The sequence below is a fragment of the Polymorphobacter megasporae genome, from assembly GCF_018982885.2.
Lineage (GTDB): Bacteria > Pseudomonadota > Alphaproteobacteria > Sphingomonadales > Sphingomonadaceae > Polymorphobacter_B > Polymorphobacter_B megasporae.
Window position 1 is genome coordinate 417,522 of the sequence record NZ_CP081848.1, and the last position, 21,594, is coordinate 439,115.

At 61.9% G+C, this 21,594-nt stretch carries 16 protein-coding genes and 2 pseudogenes; 4 read left to right on the forward strand and 14 right to left on the reverse strand.

Translation table 11 applies throughout. The features are described from left to right. Positions 1-879: 879 nt before the first annotated feature. A pseudogene (locus KTC28_RS01985) lies at positions 880-1,704 on the reverse strand (IS5 family transposase). Positions 1,705-2,054: 350 nt separating this feature from the next. Here KTC28_RS01985 and KTC28_RS01990 point away from each other — a divergent pair. From KTC28_RS01990 to KTC28_RS02000, 3 genes are all read left to right on the forward strand, one after another. Next, a complete protein-coding gene (locus KTC28_RS01990; protein ID WP_216711406.1) occupies positions 2,055-2,639 on the forward strand; it encodes an ester cyclase in 585 nt (194 codons plus the stop codon). A 187-nt stretch (positions 2,640-2,826) separates the two neighbouring features. Beyond that, positions 2,827-3,639, forward strand: a complete 813-nt coding sequence (locus tag KTC28_RS01995; RefSeq protein WP_216711405.1) for an SDR family NAD(P)-dependent oxidoreductase — start codon at positions 2,827-2,829, stop codon at positions 3,637-3,639. A gap of 183 nt (positions 3,640-3,822) precedes the next feature. Continuing rightward, positions 3,823-4,533 carry an SDR family oxidoreductase gene (locus KTC28_RS02000; RefSeq protein ID WP_216711404.1) on the forward strand — a complete coding sequence of 237 codons (711 nt, stop codon included), beginning with the start codon at positions 3,823-3,825 and terminating at the stop codon, positions 4,531-4,533. A gap of 339 nt (positions 4,534-4,872) precedes the next feature. Here KTC28_RS02000 and KTC28_RS02005 read toward each other — a convergent pair whose 3' ends face one another. The 12 genes from KTC28_RS02005 to KTC28_RS02055 all read right to left on the reverse strand — a co-directional run bounded on the left by KTC28_RS02005 (position 4,873) and on the right by KTC28_RS02055 (position 17,702). Continuing rightward, on the reverse strand, positions 4,873-5,382 hold the full coding sequence (locus tag KTC28_RS02005; protein ID WP_216711403.1) for a (2Fe-2S)-binding protein: 510 nt from the start codon (positions 5,380-5,382) through the stop codon (positions 4,873-4,875). Next, positions 5,375-7,699, reverse strand: coding sequence for a xanthine dehydrogenase family protein molybdopterin-binding subunit (locus KTC28_RS02010; protein ID WP_216711402.1), 2,325 nt, complete (start codon positions 7,697-7,699; stop codon positions 5,375-5,377). The genes KTC28_RS02005 and KTC28_RS02010 overlap by 8 nt, the downstream gene beginning before the upstream one ends. Beyond that, complete coding sequence (locus KTC28_RS02015; RefSeq protein WP_216711401.1) at positions 7,696-8,100, reverse strand: nuclear transport factor 2 family protein; 405 nt, start codon at positions 8,098-8,100, stop codon at positions 7,696-7,698. Before KTC28_RS02015 ends, KTC28_RS02010 begins: the two co-directional genes overlap by 4 nt. Beyond that, positions 8,097-8,807, reverse strand: coding sequence for an FAD binding domain-containing protein (locus tag KTC28_RS02020; protein ID WP_255602191.1), 711 nt, complete (start codon positions 8,805-8,807; stop codon positions 8,097-8,099). Before KTC28_RS02020 ends, KTC28_RS02015 begins: the two co-directional genes overlap by 4 nt. Further along, positions 8,764-9,168 (reverse strand): FAD binding domain-containing protein, encoded by a 405-nt coding sequence (locus tag KTC28_RS22625; RefSeq protein WP_255602192.1) that lies wholly within the window; start codon positions 9,166-9,168, stop codon positions 8,764-8,766. The genes KTC28_RS02020 and KTC28_RS22625 overlap by 44 nt, the downstream gene beginning before the upstream one ends. After that, positions 9,165-11,477 carry a xanthine dehydrogenase family protein molybdopterin-binding subunit gene (locus tag KTC28_RS02025; RefSeq protein WP_216711400.1) on the reverse strand — a complete coding sequence of 771 codons (2,313 nt, stop codon included), beginning with the start codon at positions 11,475-11,477 and terminating at the stop codon, positions 9,165-9,167. Before KTC28_RS02025 ends, KTC28_RS22625 begins: the two co-directional genes overlap by 4 nt. Positions 11,478-11,536: 59 nt before the next feature. Next, positions 11,537-11,953: a (R)-mandelonitrile lyase gene (locus KTC28_RS02030; RefSeq protein WP_216711399.1), complete on the reverse strand. Its 417-nt coding sequence runs from the start codon at positions 11,951-11,953 to the stop codon at positions 11,537-11,539. After that, positions 11,950-12,639, reverse strand: a complete 690-nt coding sequence (locus KTC28_RS02035; protein ID WP_216711398.1) for a hypothetical protein — start codon at positions 12,637-12,639, stop codon at positions 11,950-11,952. Before KTC28_RS02035 ends, KTC28_RS02030 begins: the two co-directional genes overlap by 4 nt. Before the next feature lie 4 nt (positions 12,640-12,643). Then, positions 12,644-13,504 (reverse strand): alpha/beta fold hydrolase, encoded by an 861-nt coding sequence (locus KTC28_RS02040; protein ID WP_216711397.1) that lies wholly within the window; start codon positions 13,502-13,504, stop codon positions 12,644-12,646. Between the two features lie 806 nt (positions 13,505-14,310). Beyond that, a protein-coding gene (locus tag KTC28_RS02045; RefSeq protein ID WP_223132275.1) for an IS5 family transposase occupies positions 14,311-15,065 on the reverse strand; the annotation gives its coding sequence in 2 pieces (ribosomal slippage) (positions 14,311-14,732 and positions 14,732-15,065; 756 coding nt in all). A gap of 118 nt (positions 15,066-15,183) precedes the next feature. Next, on the reverse strand, positions 15,184-15,378 hold the full coding sequence (locus tag KTC28_RS02050; RefSeq protein ID WP_216711279.1) for a hypothetical protein: 195 nt from the start codon (positions 15,376-15,378) through the stop codon (positions 15,184-15,186). Between the two features lie 632 nt (positions 15,379-16,010). Continuing rightward, positions 16,011-17,702, reverse strand: a complete 1,692-nt coding sequence (locus KTC28_RS02055) for an FAD-dependent oxidoreductase (RefSeq protein ID WP_216711278.1) — start codon at positions 17,700-17,702, stop codon at positions 16,011-16,013. A 1,055-nt stretch (positions 17,703-18,757) separates the two neighbouring features. Between KTC28_RS02055 and KTC28_RS02060 the strand changes: the two genes are divergently transcribed. Beyond that, complete coding sequence (locus tag KTC28_RS02060) at positions 18,758-20,563, forward strand: pyrroloquinoline quinone-dependent dehydrogenase (RefSeq protein WP_216711277.1); 1,806 nt, start codon at positions 18,758-18,760, stop codon at positions 20,561-20,563. A 39-nt stretch (positions 20,564-20,602) separates the two neighbouring features. Here the strand turns inward: KTC28_RS02060 and KTC28_RS22630 are convergent. After that, positions 20,603-21,464: pseudogene (locus KTC28_RS22630) on the reverse strand (integrase core domain-containing protein); the annotation flags it as partial. Between the last annotated feature and the right edge of the window lie 130 nt (positions 21,465-21,594).

Consider the following 21,594-nt stretch of genomic DNA (forward strand, 5'->3'; position numbering starts at 1 on the left):
AACCTCCCCGATACGCCAAAGTGGGGGGCTGCAATATCTCAGCTGGGATGACGCCGCGGAACTCTGCGTCTCGGTCAGAATGCCTATGCCGCGAGTTGGGCTGTTGCAGGCGGATGCTCAAAGCTACGACGGTCGTCGAGTGCGTTTAGAGAATAAACGGCAAGGGTTGGCGGTCGCTAACGAGCGGTAACGACCCACCGACAAAATTCGCGATAATAAATCGTGATTTCCAAAGTTAACAAGATACCTGCTACATTGATTTTTTGGTTCGATTGTGTAACCTAGTGTCGTTCGCTGGCTCTGATTACCGCACCCACTCAGAGTCAGCGGACAACCGAAACCAATTGTCTCAACGAGCGACTTTCAGTGGTCGATCAACCGCATAAAGTCCTTTCCCAGCGAGCGAGGGTCGTGGCGTGCCCTAGTCAGCACCTTTCCAAGGATGTCCAACGCGCAAGCAGCGGGAATTTGTGCGCTACGCCGATTCTTTCGGCGCCGGCCAGACCTAGCTTATTGTCACTTTGAGCCTGTCTAGAATTATCACTGAGTAGGGCATCATCGTGAGGGTGAATATCATTTGATCGGGGAATGTCGCGGAATTATCGCTCGAAGTTGAATATGAGAATGGAGCTTCTACTGTATGGGACAACATCTTCGCGACCTACGAGGCGGCGCATGCCGCTTTCCATCAGACCGTCGATGACGAAGGCATCGCGCGTTCCTCGATAAGACTATCGTAATTTCCTTCAGGCGTTAGCCCCAACGCCGATAGTCGTTCGCTATTCTTTCTGTCCTAGCGCGCACAAACATCACTTTCGTGCAGCGACCCCGTGAGGGGGACATGCCCGGCGCAAGCTCTAAGAGTCCGTTTGAGAATGCTCACGGGTGAACGATCCGTCGTAGCATGAGGCTGCCGTGGGCGACGTGGACCATGGCTTCGGAGACGTCGATCCGCTGCTCGTAATCGCGCACCAGGCGCTTCCATCGTGTCATCCAGCCGAAGGTTCGCTCGACCACCCATCGCCTGGGCAGCACTTTGAAGCCGGCCTCCTTGTCGGTGCGGCGGATGATCTCGAGGATGAAGTCCCGGTAGACGGTCGCGTCCATCAATTTGGTGCGGTCATAGGCGCCATCGGCGGACAGGTGCTTGAGGCAGGGTCACCGCTTGCGGATCGCGGCAACGATCGCCTGCGCGCCTGCACTGTCGGAGATGTCGGCCGTCGTCAGGTTGATCATCAATAGCCGCCCGTCGGTGTCCACGGCGAGGTGACGCTCGCGACCGAGAACTTTCTTTCCGGCGTCGAACCCACGGCTTTGTGCCGCCGGAGCCTTGATCGACTGACTGTCGATCACTGCTGCACTCGGGCTTTGCTCACGACCCTCGCGCGCCCGGTCCAGCATCAGCGTGACGTCGTGGAGCGTGCGAAACAACAGCCGCCGCACAAGCCGCCGGAACCACCAATAGACCGTCTGCCACGGCGGAAAGTTATTCGCCAGCATCCGCCAACCGCCACCCGTCCGAGCAAGATACCGCAAGGCGTCGAGCACCGCGCGAAGATCCGTCGTCGGCTTGCGCCCGCGCTTTGCCGCGGGCGGCAGAAACGGCTGGATAAACCGCCACTCCTCGTCCGTCAGATCGGTCGGGTAGCGCTCCGCTCGCTGCTCAAATCCAGCCATCCGGCCACGGCTCGCTCGGGTCCACATCCCAAGCTTGAATCACGCCCGCGCCGCCGCTTCAACCCATTCTCAAACGGTCTCTTAGGTGCCGACGTCCGTGTCCCGCGCCGTAGTAGACTAAAAAAAAGTCGTTGAGTTGATTGAGATCAAACATGCTGAGCAAAGATACGGCTAAAAATCCACTGTGATCGGGCGGAAACTAAGACGATGACATGTAACACACCGCGTAACTTCGCCAGCGATTGATTGCCCTTCGTCCCGTTGCATTGCGGACAGCTTGGAACGAAACAACCAACCCTGACCCTCCTACTGCGACCGGCGGAGGTGCGCCACTTGTACGATAAGGGGCCGGAGCGTGGCCCAATTTTGGAGATCCCATGAAACAACCAGCTGCCCCCGCTTCACCTCTTTCACGCCGAACCGTGCTGGCAGGAACGACCGCGGCCGCCGCGGCCCTGATCGCCGGAGAGGCGGCAAAGGCTCAATCGCCGGTCGCGGTTCAGCGCCTCCCCGCTGCGGGCAATCCGGACATCACCCTCGAGATCTACAAGGGCATCGCCTTGGACGAACTTGATCGCTGGGACGCAGTCATACGTTCCGACGTCAAGGCCAACAGTCCGGCGGGGCGGAACATCAACGGTCTTCAAATACTCAAACAGTTCCAGAAAGCGTTCACGACGGCCTTCAGGCCCCGGGTAGACCTCATCGACCATTACGTTCTCGGCGACCGTGGCATGCTGACGTTCAACCTGCACTGGAAGCACGATGGCGGACCGTTCAACGGGATCGCTCCGACTGGGGCAAGCGGGACTTCGGTTGAGACGGCCTTGCTACGTATCGAGAATGGTATGGTCACGCATTGGGACGTCGCCGACAACTCGCTCGACCTCGCGAACTACCTGCACGACCAGGGTATGAAGTTGCCCACGTTCGTCGAGCCGCCTGCGCTCATTAAAGGCTGAGCGCCGTAGTCTGCGAGCATAATCGGTGGCGCAAGCGTGCACGGCCTCACGAATGTCCGATCGAGGGCTGGACCTCTTCGGAACTGAAATCGTGCGCTCGGAAGTGGAAGCGCATTTAGGCGCGAGCACGCCAAAGGGGTCCGCTCGTGTTTCAAGACCTCATAAAATTCACTCAAGGAATTACGCTTTGATCATCGACCTCACCGGCCGCGTGGCGATCGTCACCGGCTCCACCGCCGGGATCGGCCTTGCAACGGCCGAGGGGCTGGCTCGTGCCGGCGCCTCTGTCGTGGTCAACGGGCGTGGCGAGGACCGTGTCACCGCCGCCGTGCAACGGATCCGCGACACCGTCCCCGGCAGTTCCATCTCCGGTGTCGCCGCCGATATGGCAACGGCGGAAGGCATAGCGACGCTGGTCGCTCATTCGCCCGACGCGGACATTCTCGTCAACAATGTCGGCACGGCCTACCTACGCGAATACAGCGGGCTCGCTGACATCGCCGCGATCCCGGACGAGGACTGGCTGTCGCTGTTCCAATTGAACGTCATGAGCGGGGTGCGCGCGAGCCGGCACTATCTGCCGGGCATGGTAGCTCGCGGCTGGGGCCGCGTGGTGTTCGTATCGAGCGAGTCCGGGCTGAATATCCCCAAGGAAATGCTGGACTACGGCATGACCAAGACAGCTCAGCTTGCCGTCTCGCGTGGGCTCGCAGAAGCCGTGGCGGAGACCGGCGTGACCGTGAATGCGGTGCTGCCCGGACCGACCCGCTCGGAGATCATGGGCAACTTCTCCGCCGGAGAAGCCGAAAGGGAAGGAATCAGTCAGGAAGAAGCCGAAAGGCGGTTCGTCAGGCAGATGAGGCCGACCAGCTTGCTCGGCCGTGTTGCTACCACGGACGAGGTCGCCAACATGATCGTGTATGTCTGCTCGGAGCAGGCGTCAGCGACGAACGGAGCAGCTTTGAGGGTGGATGGTGGTGTCGTTCGCGGCATCGCCTGAAGCCGGGCGACGGTCCACAACACATCCCAGGTGCGGGCGCAGCGGGGCGATACGCAATCGCGAATGTGCGGGAAGGAAACACATGACCCTGACCGGCTTTCGAACCATCGTCGCCAAGTCATACATGTTGGGACGGCGTATCGTTAAAGACACTTTCATGCCCTCTTATCCGGAGTTACAGCCATGTCGATTGATCTGAACGGGCAGCGCGTCCTCGTCGTGGGCGCCGCCGGCGGCATCGGACGGGCGGCTGCCGAGGCCTTCTCCCAGGCCGGTGGGGTCGTAACGGCCGCGGGCCGCACGGAGGCGAGTGTGGAGACGGTCGCCCAATCCATAGGCGGCGAGGCGGCGCAACTGGATTTTCTAGACAACAACGCGATCGAGCTCTTCTTCGCTGATCGACCATTCTTCGATCACGTCGTGGTGACCGCGGCGAGCACCCTCGCGGGTTCTGTCGCGAACCTTCCCCTCGATGACGCAAAGGCCGCAATGGAGAGCAAGTTCTGGGGCGCGTACCGGATCGCGCGAGCGGCCAAGGTCAACGAAGGCGGCTCGATCACCTTTATCTCCGGCGTCCTATCACAACGCCCTTCCGCCACTTCGGTTCTGCAAGGCGCCATCAATGCCGCGCTCGAGGCATTGGGCAGGGGGCTTGCGCTGGAACGCGCTCCCATCCGGGTGAACACTGTCTCGCCGGGCCTCATCGACACGCCACTACACGACCGGATGTCCGTCGAGGCCCGCCGCGCGCTGTACGAGCGCATGCGGTCGACCTTGCCCGTCGGCCGCATGGGACAGCCCGAGGACGTGGCGCAGGCGATCCTCTTCGTCGCAACGAATCTCTTCGCGACCGGATCGACGGTGAGCGTCGACGGCGGAGGCCGCATCGCCTGATCGCTCGCTAAACGAGTACTTGAGGACCAGGCCTGTGAGTGTGATCCAGGGAGCCGGGAATGCCGGGCCGATCGAGATCGCGCTGAAGACGTAGCCGGGCATGACCAGACCGGCATGGCCCGGCGATCTGGTGACGTCCCACAGAATTTAGTCGGCCCTGTCGTGGATTCGAAAGCACGTCACCGGCATCGCCCATGTGCCCCCGTAGTGATCGCTGGTGTCGGCGAAGTTCGTTATGTCCGAAGAGTCTATCCGACCGCTTCCAGCGTGTAGATGCGGACGTCGATTAGGGCCGATATCGCGCCGGCGGTGACACCGGCAGCACGTAACCGCAACTAATTAGGAAGGTGCCTCATGCCCCGCCCCTTCGGCGGCGGACATGCGGGATCGCACCTCCTCGATCGCGGCGATGATGTTGGGGTATGCGGCGCAACGACAGAGGTTGCCGCTCATGAATTCCTGTATCTCCATGCGCGTGCCCGCATGCCCTTCGTTGACGCACGCGATCGCCGACATGATCTGCCCCGGCGTGCAATAGCCGCACTGGAACCCGTCTTGGTCGATGAAGGCCCGCTGCATCGGATGAAGCGTCCCATCAGGCCCCTCGATGTCCTCGATCGTAATGACCTCACGCCCCGCGAGACCTGCAACGAGCAGGAGACAGGACAGGACGGGCTTGCCGTCGAGGTGGACGGTACAGGCGCCGCATTGACCGTGGTCGCACCCCTTCTTAGTGCCGGTCAGCCCGATCTGTTCGCGCAGCGCATCCAGGACGGTGGTGCGCGGGTCGGGACGGAGCCGATGCTCCTGGCCGTTTACCTTGAGTTTGAGGGTATGTGCGTCATCCATAAAGTTTCGCCTCGATCAACTTGTCGGGAGTATAGGGAAGCGAGCGGAGCCGGACCCCGCACGCGTTGAAGATGGCGTTGCCAATCGCAGCCGGCACGCCGCTCGTACCCAGTTCGCCCACGCCGTGCGCGCCGAGTTCGCCGACGTGCGGGTCGATAATGTTCAGCACCTCGATCGTGATCTCCGGCGCGTCCCCGAAGCTGGGCACGTGATAATCGGCGAAGTTGCGCACCACCGGTAGCCCGTTGACCGGATCGAACACTGCTTCCTCGGTTAGCGTAGCGCCCAGCGCGAAGATCATGCCCCCCATCAACTGCGAACGCGCGGTTCGGGGGTTGATCAACCGGCCGCAGTCATAGACCCCGCACAAGCGCGCCACGCGGACGACGCCGGTTTGGGGATCAACACGCACCTCCGCGAACACCGCACCGAACGAGTAGAAGGCGTAGCGCATCCGTTCCAGCCCGGGCTTGACGTCGGCCTTCCCGGTGACCTTGGTCAGTCCGGCGCGGACGAGGATGGTAGCGTAGTCCTCGCCGACCGCAACGTCGTCTACCAAGTGTAGTCGGCCGACGCCCGCCGCGATCCGAGCCGGCTTGACGTGGTACAACGGCGACGCCTTGTCGTTGCCAGCTATCAATTTGAGCTTCTCGACTGCGTCGGTGGCGGCATCCAGCACCGCGGGACCAACGGTCGCGGTGGTAAGTGAGCCATGGGTCGGCGGGGCGGCAGGAAAATTGGTATCGCCGAGATCGAACGTCACCTTCTCCATCGGCAGTGCAACGCCGTCGGCGGCGATCTGACGAAAAACCGTGTAGGCGCCGTTGCCGATCTCGTGCGTGGCGCTTTTGGCCGAAGCGGTGCCGTCGGCGTGGAGCGTCACCTCGGCGGAGGCTTCCTGCTGAGCGGCAGGATGCATCGCGCTTGCCATGCCGTAGCCAACCAGATCGCGCCCAGCGTGCCGTTCGCCCGGTTTCGCGGGTCGCGCGTCCCAGCCGAACCGCTCGGCGCCGCGTGCGTAGCAGTCTAGCAGATGCTTGTTGGAGAACGGCAGCCCGCTGTCAGGGTCGATGTCGGCGTGGTTGCGCAGGCGCAGCTCGATGGGATCGATGTCGAGCTCGCACGCCAGTTCGTCTAGCACGGTCTCCAACGCCCAACCGCCGGTGAGGAAGCCGGGACCGCGCATCACGCTGGGACTCGGCAGGTTCAAGTGCGCGAGTTCGTTGGTGAAGCCGAGTTCGGGCACGGCGTACATCATCTTGGTCATGCGCGAGCCGTATTCGGTATAGCCGCTGACCATGGAGCTGTGCTGGCGCGTCCAGTGATGGAGCGCCAGCATCCTCCCGTCCGCTTGCGCGCCGATGCGCATGATATGTCGCTGCGCCGGACGATGGCCGCCGATTGAATAGATCTGCTGCCGTCGCCACTCCAGTCGCAACGGCCGCCCCACGACCTTAGCGGCAAGGGCTACCAGCAGCGGGTTATGGAACGTCCACGCCTTGGATCCGAACGCTCCACCGATGAATTTCGACACAATTTGGACTTGGGCCTTGGGCAGCCCGAAAGAGTGGCACACCACATCGCGCAGCATATCGACTGACCGCGTCGTGTCGTAGAGCATCAGGTGGTCGACGCCGTCGCGCTTCTCCCAGCTTGCGATGCTCGCCAAGATCTCGATCGGATTGTGGTAGTAGACCGGGTTCCGATACTCCCGCACCATGCGAACGGGCGCTCGCTCGAACGCGGCCTCGACCGACGCACCATCACGCTGGAGCGGCTCTCCGCCGGAGAAGGCCTCGGGCTTGGTCGTCCGGCTGGCTCGGTCCATGTCGGTTTCGGGAACTTCGGCGACATAGTCCACTGTCACCAGACTGGCGGCAAAGCGTGCCTGCTCTGCCGACTTGGCGATCACGACGGCGATCGATTGTGAGCCGTAATGGATCTCCGACGCCTGCAATGGCTGCCGCACTTCGCCTAGGCCGCCCTCCCCGGTGAGCGGAAAGCCGGCGCCCTTCTCAGGATAGCCCGCCAGCCTTGGCGCGTTATCGTGCGTGACGACCGCCAGGACACCCGGCGTGGCGAGTGCGGCGGAGACATCGATCGACTTTATAATTCCCCGCGCGATCGCGCTGTCGACGACGGCTCCGTGGACGAGCCCCTCGACCGGCCACTCGGCGGCATAGGTCGCCGCGCCGGTCACCTTGGCGAGGCCATCCACGCGCGGGAGGTCGAGTCCGATTGTGTCGAAACGCTTTAACTGATCGGGCGGCCCCTCGCCCAGGTGAAACAGTTCGAGCGCACGTCCGGTCAGTGTCATGCGGCTGTTCCTGTGGCTGCCGCGTAGGCGGGCAGGTCAAGAAAGGCGGTGACGGCCGTCGCTCGTCCATCCCGCATCGTGAAGAACCAGGCATACTCGTTGCAGTACGATCCGCCCGCCTTGAGCGGTGTGTTCTGTCGCCAGCGAAGGATAACTTCATCGCCATCCGCCCATATGCCGGTCAGCTCCGGCCGGGCGGGTGCGGCTAGCCGTGCAAACAACGGCGTGACGGCGGCGTCGACATACTCCTGGCGCCCACGCCACTCGCCCGCGCCTGGGGTCGTGCCGGGGATCGTCCAGACCGCGTCATCGGCTAGCACGTCGAATACGCTGCTGCGACCGGCTGCCCAGGCGTCGAACGCACCGCGAACGATCTCGCGGTTTTGGTTCGTCGGGGTCATGCGACCTCGCGCACGCCGGCGATGCCGCCGACGCTAGCGGCGAAGGCAGTCCCCGCAGCGCCTTGCAGCGGTTCCAAACCTGTCGTCTCGGCCAGGCCGCGGGCGACCAGCACGCGGGCCAGCTCTGGCTTGTAACCATTCATCGGATACGTGCGAGCGCCTTCCAATCCGGCGGCGGCGGCACGGCGGAAGAGGTCCTCGCTCGGCCGCTCTCCCGCCAACATCGCCTCGGCGGCCGGTAACCGCCAAGGCTTGTGCGCGATGCCGCCCAGCGCGATCCGCGCCCGTGCGATTTGGTCGCCGTCCATCTCCACTGTGATCGCACTAGACACGAGCCCGTATGCGTAGGAAGCACGGTCGCGAACCTTGAGATAATGCGAGCGGCCATGGAACGCCGGCAGTTCGATCGCGACGATCAGGTCGTCGGGCGCGAGGTTGGTATCGCGTGACGGATCGTTGCCCGGCAGCCGATGAAGGTCATCAAAGGCGATCCGGCGCGCGCCTCTGCCGCTCTCGATCACGATCGCCGCGTCGAGCGCCGCCATCGCCACCGCCATGTCGGAGGGGTGGACAGCAATGCAGGTAAAAGGAGATTTTGGACCTTCGTCGGTCTGTCCGAAGATCGCGTGCAGGCGGTTGAACCCACGCACCGCCGCGCAGCCGCTACCGGGGTCTCGCTTGTTGCAGGGCTGTGCCGGGTCGCGCATATACGGGCAGCGCGTACACTGGAAGGTTGCCGGCCATCGAGGCCATGTTGCGGATCTGCTGTGACGCACCGGCGTGCAGCGCCTCCGCAATCCCCGTATAGCGATCGCGGATTACGGGGTGATCGGCAGCAACGGAGTTGCGGACGTTCGCCCCGATGCTGATCCCGCCACTTTCCGTCTCGGTGATCGCGTCAAGGCCGATGCGGAAGATATCGACCAGCACGGCGGGGTGCTGAACACCCTCCTTCAACAGGTCGACCTGGCTGGTACCGCCGGCGATGAACTGCGCATGCTCGGCGCGCCTGATGCGTGCGATCGCGTCGGCTACGTCGCTTGCGTGCTCGTAAAGGAAAGGGGTCATCGTAGCGCCTCCATTACACGATCGGGAGTGAGCGGCAGGCTGCGCAGGCGCTTGCCTGTGGCATTGAACAGTGCATTGCCGATCGCGGCAGGCACGTTGTTGGTGCCGAGCTCTCCCAACCCGCGTGCGCCGAGCGCTCCCATATGCGGGTCGGGGATGTCGAGGGTCTCAACCGTGATCTCCGGGACGTCCGCGCATGTCGGGATATGATAGTCCGCGAGGTTACGGATGACGGCGCGGCCGTTGTTCGGGTCGAAAAATCCTTCTTCGGTCAGCGTACCCCCAAGACCCGCGATCATCGCGCCGCGCAGCTGCGAGGCCGTGGTGCGCGGGTTAATGACGCGGCCGACGTCATACACGCCGACCAAACGCGGCACGCGGATGACGCCGGTATCGAGATCCACGCGTATCTGGGCGAAGACCGCACCGAACGAATGCATCTCGTATTGCTCGGTCAGCGCTGACACCGCAAATTTGCTCTTCGACGTCGGCGTGAATACGCCGTCGGCCTCCAGCTTGTCCTTAAAGCTGCGGCGAAGGATGAAACCGTACGTCTCGCCGACACCCGGATCGGTCAGCAGCGTCAAGCGTCCGTCGGCGGCGACGATGTCGTGGGTCCCCGCGCCAAACAGCGGCCCGTCGTTCGAGTGGCGCGCCAGATCCTTCAGCGCGTCGATCAGCTTGCACCCGGCGTCGAGAACCGCCGCTCCTACGCTGGCGGTCGTCCGCGAGCCGGCGGTGATCGGAGAGCTTGGAAAGGCGGAATCGCCCAGATCAAACCGCACCGCTTCGATCGGCAGCGCAAGCGCGTCGGCGGCGATCTGGCTGAAGACGGTATAGGCGCCGTTGCCGATCTCGTGGGTGGCGCTCAGCACCTCAACGGTGCCGTCAGCAAATAAGGTCGCGTGGGCGGACGCCTGATCGAGCACGGCGGGCAAGGTGCTCGATGCGACGCCCAAGCCTGGCGCCCAGCGCCCCTTGCGGCCTTCGCCAGGCGGCCGCCGCCGCTCCCATCCAATAAGCTCCTGCCCGCGCCTGAGGCATCGGTCGAGATGCTTGGCGGTGAAGGGATGGCCCGACATCGGTCCCTTCTTCGCGTCGTTTCGCATCCGAAGCTCGATAGGGTCTAGGTCGAGCTCGTGCGCTAGTTCGTCCATCGCGGTCTCGAGTGCCCAGCCGCCGGCCAGCACACCGACGCCGCGCAACGGCGACGGCGTCGGCAGGTCGAGGTGCCGGATCTCCTGCGAAATGGCGAGGTTTGGTACTTCGTACATCATCATCGTCATGCCGGTGACTGGCTCGGGATAGCCGCTCACCATCGAAGTCGGTGTCACCGCATCGTGTCGTAGCGATATCAGTTTGCCACCGCGCGTCGCGCCCATACGGATCGTCTGACGCGTCTCGGGGCGATAGCCGTTCAGCTCGAACATCTGTTGCCGGCTCCACTCCACCTTAAGCGGGCGACTGATCATTCGCGCGCAGCTGGCTACGAGAAGCACGTTGCCGAACATCCACGCCTTCGAGCCAAAGGAACCACCCAGGAACTTAACGACAAGACGAATGTCGGCTTCCGGCATATCGAGGCAATGGGCGAGAACAGTGTTAGCGGTTTTGATGACCCGTGTCGTGTCGTAGAGCGTCAGCAAGTTCCTGCCGTCGTGCTTCTCCCAAGCGGCGACCGTCGCCAGCGTTTCGATGGCGCTGTGGGTGTGGACGGGGGTTTTGTACTGGCATTCAAGCTGCACCTCGGCTTCGTCGAAGGCCTTCGCGGGGTTGCCCGTGGACAACTGGAGCGGTTCCATGCCGCAATAGCTATCGGGTTTGGATCGCCGGGTTGCGAGGTCGAGATCGAGTCGCGGCGTCTCCTCGTCGTAGGTGATCGTCACCCGCGACGCTGCGTAGGTTGCCTCCTCGAGACTTTCCGCCACTACCATGACGATCGCCTGGCCGGCATAGTGGATGGCATCGTCCTGCATCGGCAACAGCATCTCGATAAGACCGCCCTCGCCTGAATACTGAATGCCCTGCACCTTGTCGGGCAGCGGCGCCAACCTGGGCGCCGTGGCTGGCGTGACGACCGCAATGACGCCCGGCAGCGCCGCCGCCTCGCGGGTGTCCACCAAAGCGATCCGACCGCGGGCAATCGCGCTGCCGATCACGACGCCGTGAACAAGACCTTCCAGCCGATGCTCTGCCGTGAAGCGTGCCTGTCCTGTCACCTTGGCACGTCCATCCACTCGCGGCACCGGCTTCCCGACGCTTTGCGGGGTGAACGCGTTATGGTGCTCACCGAGCAGCTTCTCAAACATCGGCATGACTCTGCCGTTGGAGAGGTGCGACGGAGCGGTAACGGATTTTTATGATCGTCTCATCCCTTCCGCTCGGGCAAACGCCCATAGTCCTCGTCCGATACAGGCTCCAACCAGATCGCCTGCTCACCGCCTTCCCCCTCCGACTGGAGCGAGATGTGGACAAATAGCTGGTCGGGTGCGGCGCCGTGCCAGTGCTTCTCGCCCGACGCGATCGACACGCTGTCGCCGGGCAAAAGTGCCAGCACCGGCCCGCCCTGTGTCTGGCAACGGCCGATGCCGATGGTGGCGATCAATATCTGACCGCGCGGGTGCGTGTGCCATACGGTGCGCGCACCTGGCTCGAACGTAACCCGTGCAACGTGGAGCGGGGCCGGTGCGTCGCCGACCGCCAGAGTCTGCTGCCAAGCGGTTCCAGTGAAGGACTCCGATGATCCGAGTTGCGTCCTTTGATCCGCGGTACGGGTCAAGTTCATGCGCTCGCCTCCTGCGATTCCAGCCACGCTGCGTGTGTCCAGTTGGTAAACTCAATCGCGAAATGCCGAAGGTGCCGGTCTACCAGCTCGCGCGGCGCGGCCTCGGGCAGCAAGGTTCGCAGATGCAGGTGCATACCGTCGGCAGCATCGCACGACTGGTGCATGGTATAGCCGACACGCAGCCCACTGCCGTCGACTATCTCCGCTCCGAAACGTACCGGATAAGCCGGATCCCACTTCATCGGAAACGCATCTTCCGGCAGCGATCGGTAGAAGATATGCCACGGCAGGTCCGTCTCACCGACATTCTCGACGACCTCGATCCCGCCGTCGCCTGGGTTCAGCACGAAATGCTCTGGATGTCCCGCGCGCAGCACCACCTCACGGCGCTTGCCCATAGCCTGCTCGTACCACTGGCGGAACACGGCTGCTGCCGGACCCGGAACGACCAGTTCGGTGACCCCGGTCCGCCAACGCCCTTCCGATGCATCGATCCGGCCGCGCGCGCACGCCATCGTGGCCGCAATATCGCCCGCCATCAACTCACGCATCAGCGAATTGCCGATCCGCCCCTTGAGATATTCAAGCGCGTGGCGCGCCCGTATGAGTTCCTCGTTACGGATGCGCGCGTCGTCGAAAAGCTCGCCGTCGATGGTTGCACTGGCGATAAATGGAAGGGTGCTCATCGGCTTAGCCCGCGAAGAACCGGAGCAACTCGTCAGCCACGCGGCCGGGCTGCTCTTCGGCGAGATAATGACCGCATTCCTCGATCATGACGTGGTGGAGGTGCTCGACCAGCGGCTCGACCTGCCCCTTCAGGTCCGCCCCGAAGCTCGCGGCGCCGCCGATCGTCATCACGGGCATCGCGAGCCTAGTCTCGGCATAGTCGCGGTTGTGTACGGCATCGATCCGATGAGCACGGAAATAGCCGATGCCCCCACTGAGCGCCCCCGGAGCGGCAAGGCAGCGGGCGTATTCGTCCAGCGCCTCCGGTTCGAGACCATCCTGATTATAAGCCTGCTGACGCATGAAATGCTCGACGAACATCCGCTCACGCCCGGCGATCAGTGCCTCCGCCAAAGCGTTGGGGGCCTCGAACAGCGGCAAATGGTACATGCGCGGATATTTGGCCGCGTCATATAGAGCTTCAAGTCCCAGGCCGGGTAGTGCCGCCTCCATGAGCACCAGCCGTCGCACGTCGTCGGGGTAGGCGCACGCATAGGCATAGCCGACCATCATGCCGACATCATGAGCGACGAGGTCAACCTGCCCGAGCCCAAGTTGGCGGACTAACTCCCTTACGTCCGACGCCACCGTGCGCTTGTCGTAGCCCATTTCCGGCCGGTCGGAGGCGCCACAGCCCCGTAGGTCGGGAGCGATCACCGTGTGATGTTCTGCGAGGACGGGTATGATCCTGCGCCAGCAATGCGAGGTTTCGGGAAAGCCGTGTAGCAGCACGACCGGCGGCCCGCTGCCAGCCCGGCGATAGAACATGCGGATGCCGTTGACCTCGGCTCGGTGATAGGCCGCGTACTCGCTAGTCTCGGTCACGAATGTTCCTCAGGATAAGCCGACGGATGAGCGCTGGAAACAGAGGATAGCGGCGCCTCGCCGGGAGCATGGCGAGGCGCCTACCGGCGGCCTTGGGGGTTAGGCGGCGCCGGATTTCTGAGCCATTGTCATCTGCCTTTCAGTAAGGCAGATGACGAGGCTGTCTTAAAGCCACGAGCTTGCAGAGGGTATCGTGTCCGGATGCTTTCTTGCCATCGATATGCACTTTATGTCTTTCACCTCGCGAAACCTCGCCTTTTGCCGGTTCACCAAGAGCATTGACGACAAGTACATCATGGTCGCGGTCAGCCGCCGTCACCACGCTACTTATGCAGATGAAGATTTGCTTGCGATTGATTTAAGTTAAGGTCGACCGCTAAATGCACTCATAAATAGATGGATCGAAGATTTCCGTTCTAATTAATACAACTGCTCTTTTAATCCTTGCCAAGATCCCGTTTCGGCTCGTGAGAAAGCCGTGCGTGTTCTATCAATCCGAATGTTTAACGCGCAATGTGATGGCGTCAGAGCGCTATGAGTGCTCGCGAAGCGCTAACACTCGGCCTGTCGAACCCGGGGAAAGTAGGTCCCACGTAAACGCCGACCGATCGGCGGCACCTTTGGTTCCCATTCGCTCGGCGAGACCAAAGAGCTCGGAAACGAGGGATGATGGCCAGTTCCAACACGCTCGACGAGCAAATCAGAAATGAGAGGAATGCTGCGGCGCATGGGAAGGGTTTCCCGATGCCTGGGCGCTCGGTGCTTGATGTTGCAACTTCGGAAGAACTAGGCTCAGGACTCATTGATCACAGCCAGAAGATGACGGTCGCGGCGAGCGCGATGGCCGAGAAGAAGGCGTGCGCGCAGCGGTCATAGCGGGTGTGGATGCGCCGCCAGTCCTTGAGCCTGCCGAACATGTTCTCGATGCGGTGACGTTGCCGGTAGAGGGTTCGGTCATGCGGGATCGGGGTTTTGCGGTTGGCCTTCGCTGGGATGCAGGGTGTGATGCCCTTGGCGATCAGGGCGGCGCGGAACCAGTCGGCGTCATAGCCGCGGTCACCGAGCATGGCCCTCGCTTTGGGCAGGGCGTCGAGCATCAGCGCTGCGCCCTTGTAGTCGCTGGTCTGCCCCTCGGTGAGGAGCATGACCAGCGGTCGGCCCTGGCCGTCGCAGACCGCGTGCAGCTTGGAGTTCAGGCCGCCTTTGGTGCGTCCGATACATCGGGGAAGAGCCCCTTTTTGAGGAGGCTCGCGGCGGTTCGGTGTGCCTTCAGGTGGGTCGCATCGATCATCAACTGGTCGGGCTTGCCGCCTTTTGCCGTCAGCGCTGCAAAGACACGGTTGAACACACCCAGCCGGCTCCAGCGGATGAAGCGGTTGTAGATCGTCTTGTGCGGGCCGTAGTCCTTGGGCGCATCGCGCCAGCGCAGCCCGTTCCTGATCACGAAGATGATCCCGCTGATCACTCGCCGGTCGTCGACGCGCGGCACCCCATGCGACAGGGGAAAGTGCGGCTCGATCCGACGCATCTGTGCCGCCGACAACCAGATCAAATCACTCACCACGACGCCTCCCTGGCGTCGCCATTGAATCAACCGATCACCGTCTCCGCAAGCACTTTAATAGGTCCTGAGCCTAGGGGTCTGAGTAGCAGCGGAACAGAGCATCCGCATCAGAAGCTCACGGATCTGGCGCACGCTGATCCGCGCCGTTTACGCTTGATGTGCGAAAAACCAATAATTCAGTCAGAATGTGGCTCTCGCTGAAGCCAAGCTCGTCCTGATCGGTCGAAATGCCCGGCAGCCGCCTCCTGGGGATGGTGGCGATGATGCCGTTGGGATCGGCGGCGGGATCGTCGCCGGCGCTTGGGACCACGCCGTTGCGAAAGGTCGCCTCGGTACTGCTGTAAGCGATGGAGGCTAGCCAGCGGGGCGCCTTGCTGAGGGAGCAGACCCGTGATCGTACCATGCCGGGGTGGATCGCCGATGCCCCGGAGGTGCCAAGATAAAGAGCGTTAACAGCGTGATTGATTCCCTCGCGGTGTTGCGTCGGATCGACATCCTAGATGATCGGTGGAGATGATCTGTGCAAATCGCTACGGTGTCATCGGCCACGGAACTCCACCCTTCACGTGAAACAGCCGCTGCGCTTCGCCCCCAAACGTCGCTTCCAAGCTTCGAGGAGATGGGCGCTGAGTAGCGCCTCGGGCTCGGCGTCCTAACAAAGTTGGTAAATGGCGGGCCGAGTGGATCGCGACCATTCACGCGAAACTTAAGGCGTTGGCCGAGGCGACCGCCGACGACGAGATTCCTAATGCGGCCTTGACTGAGAACAAATTGTCGAAGGCTCGGACCACTGGGAGTGCATCGACGCTCCTTTCCGGCAGCGTGCGAATCTCATGGTATCCTCGGTCCTTGATGATCTCCGCCGGTTGGGTGTCCAACCTAACCTAATCGAGATTGCCGATGGCAAACCGGGAGCGACACCACGTCGTGGGTAACGACCAGTTATCGTGCCTCGACCGCGGTTGCACGGTAGGACAACGCTAGGTGAATTTGCGCTACAACTGCCGCGCCTTCCCCGACGGCGGCAGCGACCCGTTTGGTTGATCCGGCTCGCACGTCACCGATTGCAAAGACGCCGGGGTGGCTAGTTTCGAGCGGCAGCACGGAGCGGCCGTAGTTGACCGCCGCCCCTCTGAAGTCTTCACCGGTGGTCACGAACCCTTTATCGTCGAACGCGACGCAATCCTTCAGCCACGCAGCGTTGGGATCCGCACCGAGGAAAAGGAATAGGTGGCGCATTGTGCAATGCGTCTCATGGCCGTCCTCGCGATTGCGAAAGATAGCCCCCGAAAGTCCGGTGATCGGATCGCCTTCGAGCGCGACAATCTCGCAGCCTATGTGAAGCTCGACATTTGGCAACGCAGCGATCCGATCGATGAGGTATTTCGACATCGTCGCCGCCACCGGCCGGCGTACGATGAGGTGCAGTCGCTCGACCTGCGGCGCGAGAAATACCGCTGCTTGGCCGGCGGAATTGCCGCCACCGACAAGGGCGATCGCTTCGCCCGCACACAGCTTCGCCTCGATCGGCGAAGCCCAATAGGATATGCCATTGCCTTCGAACTCCGCCAGCCCTGGCACATCCGGGCGCCGGTAACGGGCTCCTGAAGCGACGACGACTGTCTTTGCACGTAGATACCGCTCCCCCGGCAGCTTTAACACCAACTCGGCGCCCTGATCGGCCTGCGAGCAATCGAGGCCATCGACGCCGAGTGGTATCGCGACCTCGGCCCCGAACTTGAGCGCTTGGTTGAACGCACGCCCGGCCAGCGCCTGTCCCGAGATGCCGGTTGGAAAGCCGAGATAATTTTCGATCCGGCTAGACTGGCCCGCCTGCCCGCCCATTGCTGTGTTGTCGAGAATGATCACCGACAATCCTTCAGAGGCTGCATAGACCGCCGCCGCGAGTCCCGCGGGCCCGGCACCGACGATCGCCACGTCGTAGACCTTTGTTGGATCGAGTTCGGCAACCATGCCGAGGCACGCAGCGACCTCGATCGTCGACGGATTGCGCAGCACGGTTCCATTTGGGCACACCATCAGCGGCAACTCGTGCGTCAGGACACCAAGGCGCATAACGAGGTCGTGCCCTTCGACATCGACCGCCGCGTCGAGAACAAGGTTGGGATAGCCACTGCGCGTGAGAAATCCCTGAAGTTTCGCTACCTCGGGGCTCGCCAGAACTCCGACGATGACCGAGCCCGCGCCGCCCGCTTCGATCAGACTCACGCGCCGCAGGATCAGTGCTCGCATCACGATTTCGCCGATGTCGGCCGAACCGACTATTAGCGCACGCAGGTGCGCCGCATCGAACGGCAGCCCGGTGCAACCCTCGGGCCCGGCGTGGGCGCTGGCCAGCGTCGGCCGGCCCGCCAGCTGGCTCACCTCGCCAGTAAACTGGCCCACTCGATGCGTTGAGATCGGTGTTTCGCGGCTGATACCGTCGCGACGGACGGCCTCAATCGACCCTGCCAGCACCAGCCACGCCGGCACCCCTTCGTCGCCGATTGCATACAACGCTTCGCCTGGCGCGAACCTTACGGCATCGCCACTCGCGAAGCGCATCGCTGTTTCGATCTGCGGCACGGTCAACGTCGGAAATCTCTGGGGCTGGCGGGAATCGGTCGCGCTCATGTGAAATGTCCATCCGCGGGAGGTTGATCGACCTGATGGTCCCCCACCTTGGGGGATACCGGCTTAGGCCATGATACGTTCGGCCTATTCGCAGATCTTATAGCTTAGAGCGGATTTAATGCGCCGCCGATTATAATACACTCGCGATAGCCGAAAAGGTCGGTACGGGCCGTCCAGCGGGTTGCCCGTCAGCTTTGGTGAGCAGACTCGACATTATGCGTATGGAAGAAGGTTTTCCGTTGAAGCTTCGTAGAAGCAAGCGGTCCGGCTGATCGACGCACGACCTGCGTTGCCACGATTTCCTTGCTTCACGTCCGACGTGCATCGGCCGCCGCGGTCGGAGTGGCAGATGAGACCGGTAGCGGGTCGTTGTTGCTGCGCGCCGGGGACTGCGCGGTTTTAAGCAAATGCTCTCTGGTGCGCACAAGCATTCTTTCGGAGCAAGCAGCGCACCGACTTCGTCGGAATATGCCCTATCAATGATGGAACCCGCCTTGTCGATGCGATGCTGATCAACCGGAACGACGAATGGGCGGTCCAGGGCTCGCGCAACATGATGCTGGAAAGCGTTGAGAACTCGAGCGAGAATTTCTTGTCAGGCTGCAGTAATGGCCACCTGATAAGTCCGGCCTTGCTCGAGATCGTCGTGATCTCGCCGGCAAACTACGAGACGGCTCGGGGCACGATCCTCAGGCCAGTGTGGCTATGCTGCGCGGGCAATGAGATCTCCATGATGCCTAGTAGATCCATTCTCGCAACTGCCGGAATTCACACCGAAATCCTCCCTCCACCGTTAAGAGGCCGTTTTGACATAGACTCTCGTAGTATGCCGCTCGACCTTTTGAAGGGCTTCCACACAGGCAATGACCCAAGCGAGGCCAAGCGTAAAATGACAGATTCTATAATGTATATCAGCAAAGGGGCTTCGTCGCCGGTCTAGTCCGTTCCGCAGCTGGGCGGAGATCGACTAAGCTTCGATGCTTACCCGATGATGATAATTGGTGGGCTCTACCTTTGAGCGCCGCGGTTCTGCTCGGAGGTGTTTCAACAATAACATGTCGAAAAAAAGCTTCACCTACGTAGCCGGGGCGATCGCTACCGCCGGCTTGATTGCAGCCGGCGCACTCTATATCTTTTGGAATGACGCGGTCCCTGTCGTGGGTAGCGCGTTGACCGCGTACGAGACCAAATCAGCTGCTCCAGGAACGATGACGACGGAGGTGGCTGCTCGCGGCGGCGTCACGGTCGTTCCCCGGCACACGCCGGACAACGCCTCGATGGCGGACGGTTCGACCGCGATGGACTGGCCTAGCTACAACAAGACGCCGACGTCGCAGCGCTTCTCGGCGCTCGACCAGATCACGGTGGCCAATGTATCGCGACTCCAGGTGCTGTGTACGTACGACACGCACCAGCGAACGTCGTTCGAGGTCGGCCCGATCGTCGTCGAGGGGGCGCTTATCGCGACGACGGAACACGATATCTTTTCTTTGAATCCGGCAAATTGCCATTTGAATTGGAGAACCCACGAAGACTATAAACCGGCAAATCTTCTCGCCGTGAACCGCGGAGCCGCCTATCTAAATGGCATGCTTTTCCGGGGAACCCAGGACGGTCGTGTCTTGGCCTACGACTTCGTCACCGGCAAGCGGCTCTGGCAAACGACCATCGCCGATCCTAAGATGGCGGAGACGACGCCGGCGGCGCCCATCGCTTGGCACGGGCTGGTCTTCATCGGCAACGCAGGAGGAGACAGCAAGGGAAACAAGGGGCGCATGTACGCCCTCGATGCGAAAAGCGGCAGGATCGTCTGGGAGTTCTATCTTGTGCCCAGAAGTCGCGGCGATCGCATCCGGGGTCCGCAGGGCGCGTCACCTCTCGACAAGGCCACTTGGCGCAATACCGTCGGAAACCCAGTAACGGGTGGCGCTACGTGGACGTCCTACACCTTGGATCCGGAGAGTAGAAGGCTTTACATACCCAGCGGAAACTCGGGCCCCGATTTCATCAAATCGGTCCGCGATGGGGCCAATTTCTATTCGGAGTCGGTCGTCGTCTTAGATGCGTTAACCGGTGCATTCGTGAAATCGATTCAGGTCGCACCGGGAGATTGGCATGACTGGGATGTTTCGTCGGCACCCGTGCTGATCCAAACCCGCGGAGGCCGCCGTGTCCTCTCCGTTGCTCCGAAGGACGGGAGGTTGTACGGCTTTGACCTCACGACCGGCGCCATGATCTACCGCACGCCTGTCACTACGGTTGAGAATGCGGAAGCGCCTTTCGAGGTGGGAAAGAACATTCACTTCTGCCCAGGGACCAATGGCGGTGCCGAGTGGAACAGTCCCGCCTTCGACCCTACCACGAACCTTGTGATCGTCGGCGAGACGGACTGGTGCTTTTCGGTCAAGATGCAATCCGAGAAGGAGATTTCTTCGGTGAAAATCGGCGCGCCCTACACGGGTAATACTTCGCTCAACCCCTACGACGCCTATGGGAAAGCCGATCCCTACGGCCATTGGGCCGGGTGGTTGTACGGGATCGACGCCGATACCGGAGCATGGCGCTGGCGTGTGAAATCCAACTATCCTATCATGGGCGGTGTGGCGCCCACCGCGGGAGGACTGGTTTTCTTCGGAGACATGGGCGGCAATTTCTACGCAATCGACGCAACTAATGGTCGCCGGCTCTGGGGTAAGGACCTCGGCGGAGCAATCGGCGGGGGCGTTATCACCTTCGCGACAGGCGGCGTCCAGAAGGTTGCCGTGGCGGCCGGCTTTACCTCGATAACTTGGCCGACCAGGTCTGCGACCGGGACGATCGTGATCCTAGCGCTCGATCCGGCTCATGTAGATCGGCCGTGAGCTGCACCGTTCAGAACGACATGCACTCATCAAGCCCGAGATGTTTGGTCCCGGGATTTGATGGATTGGATCTGACGTAAATCGATGAGGCTCAGCAAAACGCGCTTTGCATATAGCTTCGGATTGGGTGAGGCTTTTGAGGGTCTTGAGCTGCGACAGACGTTGTAGGCGGCGACAAAGTCGCCAAGATGCTGCCTGAACTGGTCGTGCGTGTCGTAGTGATACCGATTGACGGTCGCTTCTTTAATGCTGCGGTTCATCCGTTCGACCTGCCCGTTGGTCCAGGCGTGGCAAAGCTTGGTGAGCCGGTGGTCGATGTCGTTCTGGGCACAGGCGAGCGCGAAGGAGTGGCAGCGGAACAGTTCGCCATACGCGATAACGCGCTGGACCTCTTCGACAGCCGAGCCCGGGTACTTGAGATCGGTGAAGTGGATGTCGTTGACGGTGAGCACAGTGTCCACCCTGCACGGCACCGCGGCGATGAGGTGCAGAAGGAATTCGGCTGCGACCCTGATGGTTGCCTTCTAACGCAGCTCGACGGAGGCGACCTTGGAGGTGCGGTCGGTCGCAGCGAAAAGATAGAGCCCTGCTCGCTGCGAACCTCGGCGATATCGATGTGGAAGTAGCCGATCGGGTAGCTCTTGAACTTGGCGCGGACGAGAACGTCCCCCACAAATGAGATGCGCTGCAAAATGTCGTGGCACCGCAAACAGCGGTGGAAAGATGAGCGCGTTAGGTGCGAGATGCTGGCCTGCAGCGCGTAAAGGCAGTCGTCCACCGACAGCAGCGTATGTCGGCGGAAGGCTACAATAACGGCTTAATGTTCGATCGATAGTACCGTCGTTCTGGACACCTTGGGACCGGTCGGGAGATCGATCGTCGAGGTCCGCTTCTTCCACTCGAGACCGATGGCGCTATCAAGTTACCAGCGACCGACGCGCACTTTGCGCCGCTCGTCGCATGATGCGCCTTCCATGCGGCGATGTCCTCGAAGTAGCCACATGCTCTTGAGGCAGACGATCTTCGTGGGC